Annotated in this window: 16 protein-coding genes; 13 read left to right on the top strand and 3 right to left on the bottom strand. The window is 62.4% G+C overall.

The features are described from left to right. Window positions 1-10: 10 nt before the first annotated feature. Window positions 11-661 (top strand): maleylacetoacetate isomerase, encoded by a 651-nt coding sequence (gene maiA, locus GYK42_RS21215; RefSeq protein WP_166449093.1) that lies wholly within the window; start codon window positions 11-13, stop codon window positions 659-661. A gap of 27 nt (window positions 662-688) precedes the next feature. On the opposite strand, the gene GYK42_RS21210 is transcribed toward maiA, so the two are convergent. Continuing rightward, window positions 689-2,428 (bottom strand): GGDEF domain-containing protein, encoded by a 1,740-nt coding sequence (locus tag GYK42_RS21210; protein WP_240943694.1) that lies wholly within the window; start codon window positions 2,426-2,428, stop codon window positions 689-691. Window positions 2,429-2,694: 266 nt separating this feature from the next. Between GYK42_RS21210 and GYK42_RS21205 the strand changes: the two genes are divergently transcribed. From GYK42_RS21205 to GYK42_RS21150, 12 genes are all read left to right on the top strand, one after another. Further along, window positions 2,695-3,474 (top strand): uracil-DNA glycosylase, encoded by a 780-nt coding sequence (locus GYK42_RS21205; RefSeq protein ID WP_166449092.1) that lies wholly within the window; start codon window positions 2,695-2,697, stop codon window positions 3,472-3,474. Window positions 3,475-3,511: 37 nt separating this feature from the next. Then, entirely contained in the window at window positions 3,512-4,063 is a 552-nt protein-coding gene (locus GYK42_RS21200) for an NADAR family protein (RefSeq protein WP_166449091.1), read from the top strand. 189 nt (window positions 4,064-4,252) lie between these two features. Beyond that, complete coding sequence (iscR, locus tag GYK42_RS21195; protein ID WP_034750086.1) at window positions 4,253-4,729, top strand: Fe-S cluster assembly transcriptional regulator IscR; 477 nt, start codon at window positions 4,253-4,255, stop codon at window positions 4,727-4,729. 40 nt (window positions 4,730-4,769) lie between these two features. Next, the gene (locus tag GYK42_RS21190) at window positions 4,770-6,026 is read left to right on the top strand and encodes an IscS subfamily cysteine desulfurase (RefSeq protein ID WP_046683833.1); all 1,257 of its coding nucleotides are present in this window, start codon (window positions 4,770-4,772) and stop codon (window positions 6,024-6,026) included. A 55-nt stretch (window positions 6,027-6,081) separates the two neighbouring features. Next, entirely contained in the window at window positions 6,082-6,471 is a 390-nt protein-coding gene (gene iscU / locus GYK42_RS21185; RefSeq protein ID WP_034779562.1) for a Fe-S cluster assembly scaffold IscU, read from the top strand. A 51-nt stretch (window positions 6,472-6,522) separates the two neighbouring features. Next, window positions 6,523-6,843 (top strand): iron-sulfur cluster assembly protein IscA, encoded by a 321-nt coding sequence (iscA, locus tag GYK42_RS21180; protein WP_010399774.1) that lies wholly within the window; start codon window positions 6,523-6,525, stop codon window positions 6,841-6,843. A 66-nt stretch (window positions 6,844-6,909) separates the two neighbouring features. After that, complete coding sequence (gene hscB / locus GYK42_RS21175; RefSeq protein ID WP_166449090.1) at window positions 6,910-7,425, top strand: Fe-S protein assembly co-chaperone HscB; 516 nt, start codon at window positions 6,910-6,912, stop codon at window positions 7,423-7,425. A gap of 108 nt (window positions 7,426-7,533) precedes the next feature. After that, entirely contained in the window at window positions 7,534-9,420 is a 1,887-nt protein-coding gene (gene hscA / locus GYK42_RS21170) for a Fe-S protein assembly chaperone HscA (protein ID WP_166449089.1), read from the top strand. Window positions 9,421-9,491: 71 nt separating this feature from the next. After that, on the top strand, window positions 9,492-9,833 hold the full coding sequence (gene fdx, locus GYK42_RS21165; RefSeq protein WP_034750070.1) for an ISC system 2Fe-2S type ferredoxin: 342 nt from the start codon (window positions 9,492-9,494) through the stop codon (window positions 9,831-9,833). Between the two features lies 1 nt (window position 9,834). Next, entirely contained in the window at window positions 9,835-10,029 is a 195-nt protein-coding gene (gene iscX / locus GYK42_RS21160) for a Fe-S cluster assembly protein IscX (protein ID WP_034750067.1), read from the top strand. Next, window positions 10,016-10,933, top strand: coding sequence for a class I SAM-dependent methyltransferase (locus GYK42_RS21155; RefSeq protein ID WP_046683835.1), 918 nt, complete (start codon window positions 10,016-10,018; stop codon window positions 10,931-10,933). The genes iscX and GYK42_RS21155 overlap by 14 nt, the downstream gene beginning before the upstream one ends. A gap of 173 nt (window positions 10,934-11,106) precedes the next feature. Next, window positions 11,107-11,865 (top strand): rRNA pseudouridine synthase, encoded by a 759-nt coding sequence (locus GYK42_RS21150; RefSeq protein WP_166449088.1) that lies wholly within the window; start codon window positions 11,107-11,109, stop codon window positions 11,863-11,865. Here GYK42_RS21150 and GYK42_RS21145 read toward each other — a convergent pair. Together GYK42_RS21145 and GYK42_RS21140 are read right to left on the bottom strand one after the other, a co-directional pair. Continuing rightward, entirely contained in the window at window positions 11,862-12,290 is a 429-nt protein-coding gene (locus GYK42_RS21145; RefSeq protein ID WP_166449087.1) for a group III truncated hemoglobin, read from the bottom strand. The two genes, GYK42_RS21150 and GYK42_RS21145, sit on opposite strands and share 4 nt — an antisense overlap. 62 nt (window positions 12,291-12,352) lie before the next feature. Then, the gene (locus GYK42_RS21140; RefSeq protein ID WP_166449086.1) at window positions 12,353-12,889 is read right to left on the bottom strand and encodes an RDD family protein; all 537 of its coding nucleotides are present in this window, start codon (window positions 12,887-12,889) and stop codon (window positions 12,353-12,355) included. Between the last annotated feature and the right edge of the window lie 151 nt (window positions 12,890-13,040).

Here is a 13,040-nt window from a genome sequence, read left to right as displayed (position 1 = left end):
AGGGCGCGCCATGAAGCTGTACACCTACTTTCGCAGTTCGGCCGCCTACCGCGTACGCATTGCCTTGAATCTCAAAGGCATAGCTTACGACAGCATCCCCGTGCATCTGCTGCAGGATGGCGGCCAGCAGCTGCGGCCAGCCTACCGCGCTGTCAACCCGTCGGCCCTGGTGCCGGCGCTCGACGACGATGGCGCCATCCTGACGCAGTCGCTGGCGATGCTTGAATATCTCGACGAGACGCGGCCAGCCGTGCCGCTGCTGCCGGCGGACGCGCTGGGACGCGCCAGGGTGCGCGCGCTGGCGCTGGCGATCGCCTGCGACGCCCATCCGCTGACGAATCTGCGCGTGTTGAAATATCTGAAAAACACCCTGGGACTGTCGGACGAGGCCAAGCAGGAGTGGTATCGCCACTGGATGGCCGAGGGCCTGGCGGCCGTCGAAGCGCTGCTGGCGCAGGGCGATCCGGCCGGCACGGGCCTGTTCTGCCATGGCGACAGCCCGACGATGGCCGACTGCTGCCTGGTGCCGCAGGTATTCAATGCGCAGCGCTTCGCCATCGACCTGGCGCCGTATCCGCGCGTGGCGCGTATTCATGCGCATTGCGCCGCCTTGCCCGCGTTTGCGGCCGCCCATCCGGCGCAGCAGCCTGACGCGGAATAGGACGTCCGGTCAATAAGGGGCGCAGCTTCAGCTCCACTCGACCCTGTCCCGTCCGCCATGTTTGGCGCGGTACAGGGCCTGGTCGGCGCGGATCAGCAGATCGGTCAAGTTGTCCACTTCCCGTCTGGCTGGTGCCGTCGATTGCGGCGTATTGGATGTCACGCCGATGCTGATGGTCAGGCTGACCAGTTGGCCATCAGCGCATTCCACGCGCAAGCTGGCTGCCGCCAGGCGCAGGCGTTCGGCCACGTCCAACGCCACTGGCAGCGGCGTCTCCGGCATCAGCAGCACGAATTCCTCGCCCCCAAAGCGCGCCGCCGTATCCATGCCCCGCGTGACGCTGCGCAGCACTTGCGCGACGGCAGCGATGGCGCGGTCGCCCGCGTCGTGGCCATGGCCGTCATTGATGCGCTTGAAGTGGTCGATATCGATCATCAGCAGCGACAGCGTATGACCGAAGCGCTGGGCGCGCTCAAGCTCCTCTGTCAGCCGCAGGGTCATCATGCGGCGGTTCCCCAGGCCCGTCAGCGGGTCGGTCGTGGCTTGCTGCTCCAGCCGGGAGTTGGCTACCAGCAGTTCCAGGGTGCGCTGCAAGACCCGTTCCTCGAGCATGTCGCGCTCCGCATGCAGGGCCGCCACGCTGGCGCGGCGGCTGCGCTGGGCCAGCAGCAGGGCCGTGATCAGCGCCGCTTGCAGCGCGATCAGCGACAGCCCGGCGATGATCTGCCAGTGGTATTGCGCCCACACTCCCTGCGGCCGGTTCAGGATGCGTGCCTCGCCGGGCAGGTTGCGCAAGCCGAAACGCTGTACCGCGGCATCGTCGAAGATATATGCCTGCATGCCGTCCGGGTCGGGCGTTCTGCCCAGCAGGATGCGCGCGATGGTGCGCCCGACTTTCTCTCCGCTGATGACATAGCCGCCCACCACGCCGGGCAGTATCAGCGACTCCACGCTGGTGAAAATGGGCACGGCGCTGCGCGAGGCCAGGTCGCGCGCCATGACGGGGGGCGTGGTGCGCTGCCCCAGCTCGTCGCGGTAGACGGGCAGCAGGTAGATGGCGCTGCCCTCTCCCAGCGTGCCGGTGCGGCGCCACAACTCTTCCTGGCTCAGGTGATCCCAGAACTCGACCTTGAGCCGGTCCTGGTAGGGCGCGATGGCGGCGCGGATGGCGGCGATCCACGCCTGGCCGCGTGCGCTGGCGTCGCCGACGATGGCGATATGGCGCAGTCCAGGCGTCACTTGCAGCATGACGGCGACGGCCTTGCCGAAATCGTGGCGCACATCGAGATTGACGCCGTCGGCAGGCACCCAATCCTGCCGCCCCTGGTTTACATAGTAGCGGGGCACGCCGGGAAACAGCTTTGGGTGCTGGCTCAGGAACTGGGCTGCCAGGTAGTTTTCCGTGATGATGGCGTCGAACTGCACCATCCTGTACTTGGTTTGCAGATAGGTTTCCAGTCCGGCTACGGCAGGCTGTTCGCCCACGCGCACGGAATCGAGCCGCTCCTCGTAGATGCCGGGCGCGAGGCGCCAGTTCTCGTTCGCCAGTTCCGCGCTCATGCCCTTATGGATCAGCGTTTGCCACTGCGAGGAAGCATCGCTGCCCAGCGAATACAGTACCAGCACTTGTCTTGGCGCAAAACGCGGTGCGCTGAGCTCCGCCAGGTCTTGCGCATGGACGGGGGCGTTGCAGCATAGCCATAGCAGAAAGCTCAGGCAGGGCAGGCGTATCGCGGCGCGCAATCGTGTGAGGTAAGGACGGGGCATGGACAGGGCAGTGTGTTGAGAACTTGCCCAGGCGCAATGAGCGTTAGTGGATGGAAGAATCCGGTCAGCACTATTTCTTGATGTGGCTCAAGTTCCAAGGAAACCAGTCTAGCATTGCCGGCCTCGATTGGCGCAGATTGCGTGCAATTTTTGATACTGTTGTTGCGATATTGGTATCGCGGTGAAATGTAGAAATTGTGCTCATTCAACAACGCAGGCGTACCGGTGCGCTACAATTTGCGTTTGCCCAAATATTTCACGCCCCCATGACCGTAACAACCGTTCCTGCCAGCATCACCGATGCCCTGTCCCTGGCGCATGCCTCCTGGCGTCCCATTTTGCAACGCGGCTTGCACGCCGTGATGGCGGCCGATCCCGCCTACCTGCCGGCGCTGGCCATCGACGATTACCTGCCCACGCAGGGCCGGCTGTTCGCCGCGTTTGCCCTGCCGCTGGCGCAGGTGCACTACGTGCTGGTGGGCGAGGGGCCGTATCCGCGCGCCGACAGCGCTACTGGCGTGTGCTTCATGGATGGCGCCGTCGGCAGTCTGTGGTCGGCCACGGGCCTGTCGAAGCCCGTCAACCGCGCCACGTCCCTGCGCAACTTCATGAAAATGTTGCTGGTGGCCGATGGCCAGCTGCAGGGCGGCGATACGTCCGGCGCGGCCATGGCGCCCGTGGCGGCGGCCGCGCTGCAAGCCGGCAGCGGCGTCATCCAGACCCTGCCTGACTTGCAGCGCAAGATGACGGAGCAGGGCTTCTTGCTGCTCAACGCGGCGCTGGTGTTCCGTGCCCACGTGCCGCCCGTGCAGGATGCGCGCGGCTGGTTGCCTTTCCTGCAGGTGGTGCTCGAAGCTCTGGCGCAGCAGAATGGGACGGCAGCGCCGCAACTGGTGTTGTGGGGCAAGATTGCCGAGCTCATCAAACGCTTGCCGGTGGCGGCGTCCTTGCCGCAGGTGACGGCGGAACATCCGTATAATCTGTCCTTTATCGGCAATCGTGACATGCAGGCCTTGTTTGGCCAGATGCAACTATTGCGTGCTTGAGATTGAATTGACGCCATCTGGCGGAAGTGCGGGGAATATGCAAATCAGTAACGTGGAAGAATTGAAGGCGTGGATCGCGGCGGGCGGCGTGCCCGACTTTCTGTATTTCTGGGGGCACACGCCGGCGCAGCCGCAGATGCCCGATAAAAGCTGCTTCAGCCAGTGGTTCCCGTCGCCATTCAGCCTGGCCGGCGTGACGTATGCGACGGCCGAGCATTACATGATGGCGCAAAAGGCGGCCCTGTTTGGCGACACAGCCGTCCAGGCGCGCATCGTGGCGGCCGAACGGCCGTCGGAAGTGAAGAAGCTGGGGCGCGAAGTGGCGAACTTTGACGCCAAGGTGTGGGAAGCGGCGCGTGCCGGTGTCGTCTTCGATGGCAACTTTGCCAAGTTCTCGCAAAAGGCTGCGCTGCGCAAGTTTTTGCTGGGCACGGGCGAGCGCGTCATCGTCGAAGCCAGTCCCGTTGACCGCATCTGGGGCGTGGGCCTGGCGTCGGACAATCCGCGCATCCTGGACCCCGCCAGCTGGGACGGCTTGAACTTGCTCGGTTTCGAGTTGATGAAAGTGAGGAGCGCCTTGCGCGCTTGAGCCGTACTGTTGTTTTCCTGATGCCGCCGCGCCTGGCGCGGCCGGCCATGCCCCTGCCAGCCCTGTGGTCATCGAGGGGCGCTCTGACAAACCCCGCCGAATTTGTTATACTTGACTAAATCATTCAACTACTCAGGGTTTGAGAAGTTGAAAAGCCGCAATATTTTAAACTAGTTGAACCGAGGATGTATGCGTCTGACTACAAAAGGCCGTTTTGCCGTGACTGCGATGATCGATCTTGCCCTGCGCCAGGGTAAGGGTCCGGTCACCTTGTCCGGCATCAGCCAGCGCCAGTCGATTTCCCTGTCCTACCTGGAACAGCTGTTCGGCAAGCTGCGCCGTCATGAGATCGTCGAATCGATCCGCGGTCCCGGTGGCGGCTACAGCCTGGCGCGCCGTGCGGACAAGGTGACGGTGGCCGACATCATCATCGCTGTCGACGAACCGCTGGACGCCACGCAGTGCGGCGGCAAGGAACATTGCCACGGCGCCGACGCGGCTACGGGTGCGCGCTGCATGACACATGAATTGTGGTCCACACTCAACGAAAAAATGGTCGATTATCTGGATTCTGTGTCCTTGCAGGATTTGGTCGACCAGCAGAGACAAAAGATTGCCGAACAAAGCGTGATGGTGATGCATCGTAACCACGCCGCCATCGGTTGAATATTACAAAATACTAAGTTGCTGATTGCAGGAGTTATTGATGAACGCCCCAGAAAAAAACGTAGGCCAAGTGCACTTTGAAACCGCACCGCATTTCCCGATCTACATGGATTACTCGGCCACCACGCCGATCGATCCCCGCGTCGCCGACAAGATGATTCCCTACCTGCGCGAGCAGTTCGGCAATCCGGCATCGCGCAGCCACATGTATGGCTGGACGGCGGAAAAAGCCGTGGAAGAAGCGCGCGGCTACGTGGCGGCCCTGGTGAACGCCGATCCGCGCGAAATCATCTGGACCTCCGGCGCGACGGAAAGCAACAACCTGGCCATCAAGGGCGCGGCACAGTTCTACAAGACCAAGGGCAAGCACATCATCACCGTCAAGACCGAACACAAATCGGTGCTCGACACGGTGCGCGAACTGGAACGCATCGGCTTTGAAGCGACGTATCTGGAACCGCAGGACAACGGCCTGATCACCGTCGAGCAACTGGCCGCGGCCGTGCGCCCGGACACCATCCTCGTGTCGGTCATGCTGGTGAACAACGAAATCGGCGTGATCCAGCCGATCGACGAGATCGGCGTGTTCTGCCGCTCGAAAGGCATCATCTTCCATTGCGACGCCGCGCAAGCGACGGGCAAGGTTGTCATCGACCTGCAAAAGACCAAGGTCGACCTGATGACCTTCACGGCGCACAAAACCTACGGCCCGAAAGGCGTGGGCGCCCTGTACGTGTGCCGCAAGCCGCGCGTGCGCCTGGAAGCGCAGATGCACGGTGGCGGCCATGAGCGCGGCTTGCGTTCCGGCACCCTGCCAACGCACCAGATCGTCGGCATGGGCGAAGCATTCCGCATCGCCAAGGAAGAAATGGACAGCGAAATCGGCCGTATCAAGGCCTTGCGCGACCGCCTGGCCAAGGGCTTGCAAGAGATCGAAGAAGTCTACATCAACGGCGACATGGATCACCGCGTGCCGCACAACCTGAACGTGAGCTTCAACTACGTCGAAGGCGAGTCGCTGATCATGGCGATCAAGGATATCGCCGTGTCGTCCGGTTCGGCCTGCACCTCGGCCAGCCTGGAACCATCGTACGTGCTGCGCGCCCTGGGCCGCAGCGACGAACTGGCGCACAGCTCGATCCGCTTCACCATCGGCCGCTTCTCGACCGAGGAAGACATCGACTTCGCCGTGAACCTGCTGAAATCGAAAGTACACAAGCTGCGCGAACTGTCGCCGCTGTGGGATATGTTCAAGGACGGAATCGACATCAATTCGATTCAATGGGCAGCCCACTAACCAATACCGCGGCCCCTGTTGACGGGGCCGGCAAGAATATTAAAGGAGCATCAAAATGGCTTACTCGGACAAAGTACTCGATCATTACGAAAACCCGCGCAACGTGGGCGCTTTCGACAAGGGTGATGAAACCATCGGCACCGGCATGGTCGGCGCGCCTGCCTGCGGCGACGTGATGAAACTGCAGATCAAGGTCGGCGCCGATGGCCTGATCGAAGATGCGAAATTCAAGACCTACGGCTGCGGTTCGGCCATCGCGTCGAGCTCCCTGGTGACGGAATGGGTCAAGGGCAAGACCCTGGACCAGGCGCTGGCCATCAAGAACACGCAGATCGCCGAAGAACTGGCCCTGCCGCCAGTGAAGATCCACTGCTCCATCCTGGCGGAAGATGCCATCAAGGCGGCGGTGTTGGATTATCAGACCCGTCACCCGGCAGCAGCTTAAACGTTGGTAGCCCGCCCCAGCCGCAAGGCCGGGGCAGTTACGGAGAAATACATGATCACACTGACCGAAAAAGCGGCGAAACACATCAACCGTTATATCGAACGGCGCGGCAAGGGCATGGGCCTGCGCTTCGGCGTGCGTACCACGGGCTGCTCGGGCCTGGCTTACAAGCTGGAATATGTCGATGAAGTGGCGGCTGAAGACAGCGTCTTCGAATCGCACGGCGTGAAAGTCTTCGTCGACCCGAAAAGCCTGCCTTACATCGACGGCACGGAACTCGATTTCGCGCGCGAAGGCTTGAACGAAGGCTTCAAGTTCCACAATCCGAACGAAAAAGACGCCTGCGGCTGCGGCGAGTCCTTCAGGATTTAAACAGCTGGCAAGACCCCGGTCGGTGCGCTGTACCCATCGATTGCGGTACAGCGACCACTGACCATTATGCAAAACCACTTCGAATTATTCCAGTTGCCGGCGCAGTTCTCGCTCGACATGAGCGCGCTTGACGCGGCCTACCGCGACGTGCAGGGCAAGGTCCACCCGGACCGCTTCATCAACGCCAGCAGCGCTGAAAAGCGCGTGGCGATGCAATGGGCCACGCGTGCCAATGAAGCCTACCAAACCCTGAAAAGCCCGCAAAAACGCGCGCAATACCTGTGCGAAATCAATGGCGTCGACCTGCAGACGGAGTCGAACACGGCCATGCCCGTCAGTTTCCTGATGCAGCAGATGGAATGGCGCGAAGAACTGGGCGACGCCCGCGCCGGCAAGGATGCCGACGCGCTCGACGCCCTGGACCGCCAACTGCGCGGCGAACGCAAGGCCTTGCTGGCCCATGTGGCGGCCCAGCTCGACGCGGCCGACTATGTGAATGCCGCGCAAAGCGTGCGCGCCCTGATGTTCCTCGACAAATTTGGCGAGGAAGTCCGTTTTGCCTATGAGGCGATTGAAGTCTGATCTCCGGATAGCTTGACCGGCGTGCCAAGCGCCAGTCTGGCGCGCGTCTTATAATGCGCGACAGGCATCAACCGCATCACGCAAAAAATTAATCGAGGCACGAATACAATGGCACTTCTGCAAATCTCCGAACCAGGCATGTCGACCGCGCCGCACCAGCACCGCCTGGCCGTCGGCATCGATCTGGGCACCACCAATTCCCTGGTCGCCACTGTCCGCAACAGCATTCCCGAGGTGCTCAACGACGAGGAAGGGCACTCCCTGCTGCCGTCCGTCGTGCGCTACCTGCCGAATGGCCACGCGAACATCGGCTACAAGGCCCTGTCCGCGCAAACCACCGACCCGAAGAACACCATCGTGTCCGTGAAACGCTTCATGGGCCGCGGCCTGGCCGACATCGCCTACGCGGAAAACCTGCCCTACGATTTCCAGGACACGCCTGGCATGGTGCAGCTGAAAACCGTGGCCGGCGTGAAAAGCCCCGTCGAGGTGTCGGCGCAAATCCTCGCCACCTTGCGCCAGCGCGCGGAGGATTCGCTCGGCGACGACCTGGTCGGCGCCGTCATCACCGTGCCCGCCTATTTTGACGACGCGCAGCGCCAGGCAACGAAAGATGCGGCGCAGCTGGCCGGTATCAACGTGCTGCGCCTGCTGAGCGAGCCGACGGCCGCCGCCATTGCTTACGGCCTCGACAACGCGTCCGAAGGCGTGTACGCCGTGTACGACCTCGGTGGCGGTACCTTCGACATCTCGATCCTGAAGCTGAGCAAAGGCGTCTTCGAAGTGCTGTCCACGGGCGGCGACTCTGCTCTGGGCGGCGACGATTTCGACCGCCGCCTGTTCTGCTGGATCAGCGAGCAGGCCAAGCTGGCGCCCCTGTCGGACGAAGACACGGCCATCCTGATGGTGAAAGCGCGCGAGATCAAGGAAACGCTGTCGACCAAGCCGGAAACGATGATCGACGCGGCCCTGAACTCGGGCGAAGAGATCCACCTGCGCATCACGGCGGCCGACTTTGCCGCCATGACGCAGCATTTGGTCGCCAAGACCATGAACGCCATCAAGAAAGCCTTGCGCGACGCGAACGTGGACGCGGACGACGTCGACGGCGTGGTGATGGTGGGCGGCGCCACGCGCATGCCGCACGTGCAGCGCGCCGTGAGCGAATTCTTCCACACGACGCCGCATGCGAATATCGACCCGGATAAAGTGGTGGCGCTGGGCGCCGCCATCCAGGCGAACTTGCTGGCCGGTAACCGCGCCGCTGGCGACGACTGGCTGCTGCTCGACGTGATTCCGCTGTCGCTCGGTATCGAGACCATGGGCGGCCTGGTGGAAAAAATCATCCCCCGTAATTCGACGATCCCATGCGCGCGCGCGCAGGAATTCACGACCTTCAAGGATGGCCAGACGGCGCTGGCCGTGCACGTGCTGCAGGGCGAGCGCGAACTGGTGAGCGACTGCCGCTCGCTGGCGCGCTTCGAGCTGCGCGGCATTCCGCCGATGGTGGCGGGCGCCGCGCGCATCCGCATCACCTACCAGGTCGATGCGGACGGCTTGTTGTCGGTGTCGGCGCGCGAACTGCGCTCGGGCGTGGAAGCGTCGATCAGCGTCAAGCCGGCCTACGGCCTGGGCGACGACGACATCGCCCGCATGCTGCAGGATTCGTACACGTCGGCCGACGTCGACATGGTGGCGCGCGCGCTGCGTGAAGAGCAGGTGGAAGCGGAACGCATCCTGCTGGCCACGCAGTCGGCGCTGGACGAGGACGGCGGCTTGCTCGACGACGCCGAACGCATCACCGTCGATGGCTTGATGAACCGGGTGCGCGACGCCATCGTGCAATCGCAAAGCGGCGCCATCGACCACCAGGCCTTGAAGCTGGCGATCGAGCTGCTTGCCGACGGCACCGAGGATTTCGCCTCGCGCCGCATGGACCGCAGCGTGCGCAGTGCCTTGACGGGTAAATCTCTGGACCAGGTCGTACAAGACTAATTGAACAGCGCGCCGCCGCGAGCATAGCCTGCGGCGGCCGCGCTCCGAATGACAGACTGAAAGAAGAAACCATGCCACAAATCGTTATCCTGCCGCACGCCAAGCTTTGCCCGGACGGCGCCGTCATCGAAGCACCTGCCGGCAAGTCCATCTGCGACATCCTGCTGGAAAACGACATCGACATCGAGCACGCCTGCGAAAAATCGTGCGCCTGCACCACGTGCCACGTGCTGGTGCGCGAAGGCATCGAGTCCCTGAACGAAGCGACGGAACTGGAAGAAGACATGCTGGACAAGGCCTGGGGCCTGGAAGCCGTGTCGCGCCTGTCGTGCCAGTCCATCGTGGCCGAGGCCGACCTCGTCGTCGAAATCCCGAAATACACGATCAACCAGGTCAGCGAAGGCAGCCACTAACATGAAATGGTCCGACATCACCGCGATCGCCGAAGCCTTGTTCGACACGCATCCGGACATCGATCCCCTGACCGTGCGTTTCACCGACCTGCATAACTGGGTGGTGGAACTGGACGGCTTCGACGATGACCACACGCGCGGCGGCGAAAAAGTGCTCGAGGCGATACAGATGGCGTGGATCGATGAAGCGCGCTAAGGGCGCGGCAGCCGCCGCCACCGCAGTCGCTGCGCCGAAAGACGTCATCACGGCCGCCAGCAACATGCCCGAGATCAAGGATGGCCAGTCGGTCGCCTTGCTGCAGGAATTGCACATCCTGACGCGCGACGGCAAGATGAACCAGGACAGCCGCCGCAAGCTCAAGCAGGTGTACCATCTGACGCAGTTCATCGAGCCGCTGCTGCGCGAAGTGCAGCTCGATCACCCTGGCGTCTCGCTGGTCGACCACGGCGCCGGCAAATCGTACCTCGGCTTCATCCTGTACGACCTGTTCTTCAAGAACGGCAACGACGGTTCGCACATCTACGGCATCGAGACGCGCGAAGAGCTGGTGCAGCGTTCGCAGGAACTGGCCAAGAAATTCAAGTTCCCCGGCATGTCGTTCCTGCCGCTGTCCGTGGCCGAATCGACGGAATCGAATTTGCTGCCGCAGCAGATCGACATCGTCACGGCCTTGCATGCGTGCAACACGGCCACTGATGATGCGATTCACTTCGCCTTGAAGAAAAAGGCGAAATTCATGGTGCTGGTGCCATGCTGCCAGGCGGAAGTGGCGTCCGTGTTGAAAAAGAACAAGGGCAAGAGCCTGGGCAAGAACGTCTTGACGGAACTGTGGCGCCACCCGCTGCACACGCGCGAGTTCGGCAGCCAGATCACCAACGTGCTGCGCTGCCTGCAGCTGGAAGCCCATGGCTACCAGGTCAGCGTGACGGAACTGGTGGGCTGGGAGCATTCGATGAAGAATGAACTGATCATCGCCAGTTACAAGAACCTGCCGCGCCAGCGCCCGACGGAACGCTTGCAGGAAGTGCTGCAAACCTTGGGCCTGGAAGAGATGGGACACCGTTTCTTTGCCGAGGAATTGGCCAAGGCGCAGGCCTGATTGCTGGATTACAGGGCAAGCCGCTAATCCGACCTGCCTGATGCGCCACGTAGGTCGGATTAGCGCAGCGTAATCCGACAACCACCGGGCAATCGGCAACAACGGCAACAAGAAGGGAGGAGCGGGTCGGTTACAATACCGGCTTTCTCCTCCCTTGCTTTTTGCACCTCCCCATGACCACACCAATTGAAATGCCCACCGTCCGCCTGGCCAAGCGCCTGTCTGAAGACGTGCCCTGTTCGCGCCGCGAAGCCGAGCTGTATATCGAGGGCGGCTGGGTCACGGTCGATGGCGTGCTGGTGGAAGAGTCGGGCGCCCGCGTGGCCGACAATCAAACGGTAGTGCTGCTGCCGAACGCGACCCTGGAAGAAATGCCGCCCGTGACGATCCTGCTGCATAAGCCGGCCGGCACGAATGGTGGCGTGGGCAGCGAAGGCAAGCCAGCATTGAGCTGTTTGCGTCCCGAAGAGATTTTCACGCCGGAAAATGTGGCCCCCAGCTCCGTCACGCGCTTCCTCAAGCGTCATCTGATCGGTTTGACCATCACCAATCCGCTCGACACCATGGCGTCCGGCCTGCTGGTGTTCACGCAGGATTTCCGCGTCGCCCGCAAGCTGGTTGACGAAGCGAAAACCGTGGAGCAGGAATTCATCGTGGAGGTGTCGGGCGCCATTGCCGAAAACGGTCTGGCGCTGCTCAATCACGGCTTGCCCTTCAATGGCAAGCCTTTGCCGCCGATCAAGGTCAGCTGGCAAAATGAAACGCGCTTGCGCTTTGCCCTGAAAAACGTGCAGCCGGGCCAGATCGCGCACATGTGCAAGATGGTCGGGCTGGACGTCGTCGCCATGAAACGCCTGCGCATCGGCCGCATCCCGATGGGCGCCATGCCCGTGGGGCAATGGCGCTATCTGCAGGGTTACGAGCGCTTCTAAAGTTGCGGCGCCGTGATGGAATGGCTTTCCGCAAAGCTTTTCCATAGCCGTTCGGCAATATTCAAGGCGATGGTATCGGCCTTCTCTTGCAGGGCGGCATTGCCCATGCTTTCCGTCGTGGCAAAGAACAGCGTCAGCCAGCGGCGGAACATGCAGGGCGTGAGGTGTTCCATTTGCGCATGCTGGGCCAGCGGCTTGCCGTGGTAGCGCATGGTGCCGCGCAGCAAGCCTGACCAGAAATCGATCAATGTTGCCAGATGAGCATCCCAATCCTTGACCTCGGCGGCAAAGATGGGGCCCAGCATTGCATCGTCGCGCGCGGCCGCATAAAAGGTGTGGACGAGATGTTTGACTTCGTCTTCGCTGCAGACTTCCTCGCGATAGGGAGCGAAGCGTGTGTGGGGGAGGGGGGCGGTATTCTTCATGGCATGCCATGATCGCAGAGCCCCCGTGGCGCTTCAATGACCCAGGTCAAGCCGCGTAAAACTCAGGCGGCGACTTTCTTCGGCTTCTTCGCGGGGGCTGGCAATTGCACGATCTGCGTGCCAACCAGCTTGTCGTGCAGGAATTGCCCATTGCCCGTGAACAGGGCCGTGCTGGACCAGGCCAGGATGCCAATGCCGATGGCGCCCAGGGCCGTCCAGTGCTGCAAGTCCAGCAGATACGACACCAGCAGGGCTGGAAGCAGCCACATCCATGACAAGACGTAGCGGTAGGCGGCCACGCGCAGCGGCACGTGGGTATGGCCCGGTAGCACCAGTTGCAAGCGCCACGTCTTCATGGCCAGGGTTTGCCCTTCGCGGCTCCACTGATGGATGAAATACGCGCCCATGACGAGGAAGGCCAGGCATTGGCGCATGTGCTCCGTCAACGGCGTATGCGCGCCTTGCACGGCCAGTTCAAACAGCAGGAACGGCAAGAACAGCACGGCCAGGGCCAGCAGCGACTCGTACACCATGGAAATCAGGCGGCGCTTGATCGTGGGATGGGAAGTGATGCTGGCGGCAGGCGTGCTATTTGACATTGGTTGGCAGTGGGGCTGGCGTGGCAGGTGGCGTGACGGGCACGGCGGGGGGGGGCGCGGCAGGATCGCTTGCCGGCACGGCCGTCGCTGCGGGAGCGGGCGGCGGGACGGGCGCGGCGGCAGGCGCTGCCGGGGTGGCAGGCGCCATGAG

Origin of the sequence: Janthinobacterium lividum (assembly GCF_011601275.1) — a bacterium.
Taxonomy (GTDB): Bacteria; Pseudomonadota; Gammaproteobacteria; order Burkholderiales; family Burkholderiaceae_D; genus Janthinobacterium; species Janthinobacterium lividum_E.
Note: the sequence above shows the minus strand (reverse complement) of the source record. Positions and strands in the feature narration are given on the sequence as shown.

Coding starts and splice junctions, on each gene's coding strand:
- maiA (WP_166449093.1), top strand. CDS start 11: ATGAAGCTGTACACCTACTTTCGCAGTTCGGCCGCCTACCGCGTACGC.
- GYK42_RS21210 (WP_240943694.1), bottom strand. CDS start 2,428: ATGCCCCGTCCTTACCTCACACGATTGCGCGCCGCGATACGCCTGCCC.
- GYK42_RS21205 (WP_166449092.1), top strand. CDS start 2,695: ATGACCGTAACAACCGTTCCTGCCAGCATCACCGATGCCCTGTCCCTG.
- GYK42_RS21200 (WP_166449091.1), top strand. CDS start 3,512: ATGCAAATCAGTAACGTGGAAGAATTGAAGGCGTGGATCGCGGCGGGC.
- iscR (WP_034750086.1), top strand. CDS start 4,253: ATGCGTCTGACTACAAAAGGCCGTTTTGCCGTGACTGCGATGATCGAT.
- GYK42_RS21190 (WP_046683833.1), top strand. CDS start 4,770: ATGAACGCCCCAGAAAAAAACGTAGGCCAAGTGCACTTTGAAACCGCA.
- iscU (WP_034779562.1), top strand. CDS start 6,082: ATGGCTTACTCGGACAAAGTACTCGATCATTACGAAAACCCGCGCAAC.
- iscA (WP_010399774.1), top strand. CDS start 6,523: ATGATCACACTGACCGAAAAAGCGGCGAAACACATCAACCGTTATATC.
- hscB (WP_166449090.1), top strand. CDS start 6,910: ATGCAAAACCACTTCGAATTATTCCAGTTGCCGGCGCAGTTCTCGCTC.
- hscA (WP_166449089.1), top strand. CDS start 7,534: ATGGCACTTCTGCAAATCTCCGAACCAGGCATGTCGACCGCGCCGCAC.
- fdx (WP_034750070.1), top strand. CDS start 9,492: ATGCCACAAATCGTTATCCTGCCGCACGCCAAGCTTTGCCCGGACGGC.
- iscX (WP_034750067.1), top strand. CDS start 9,835: ATGAAATGGTCCGACATCACCGCGATCGCCGAAGCCTTGTTCGACACG.
- GYK42_RS21155 (WP_046683835.1), top strand. CDS start 10,016: ATGAAGCGCGCTAAGGGCGCGGCAGCCGCCGCCACCGCAGTCGCTGCG.
- GYK42_RS21150 (WP_166449088.1), top strand. CDS start 11,107: ATGACCACACCAATTGAAATGCCCACCGTCCGCCTGGCCAAGCGCCTG.
- GYK42_RS21145 (WP_166449087.1), bottom strand. CDS start 12,290: ATGAAGAATACCGCCCCCCTCCCCCACACACGCTTCGCTCCCTATCGC.
- GYK42_RS21140 (WP_166449086.1), bottom strand. CDS start 12,889: ATGTCAAATAGCACGCCTGCCGCCAGCATCACTTCCCATCCCACGATC.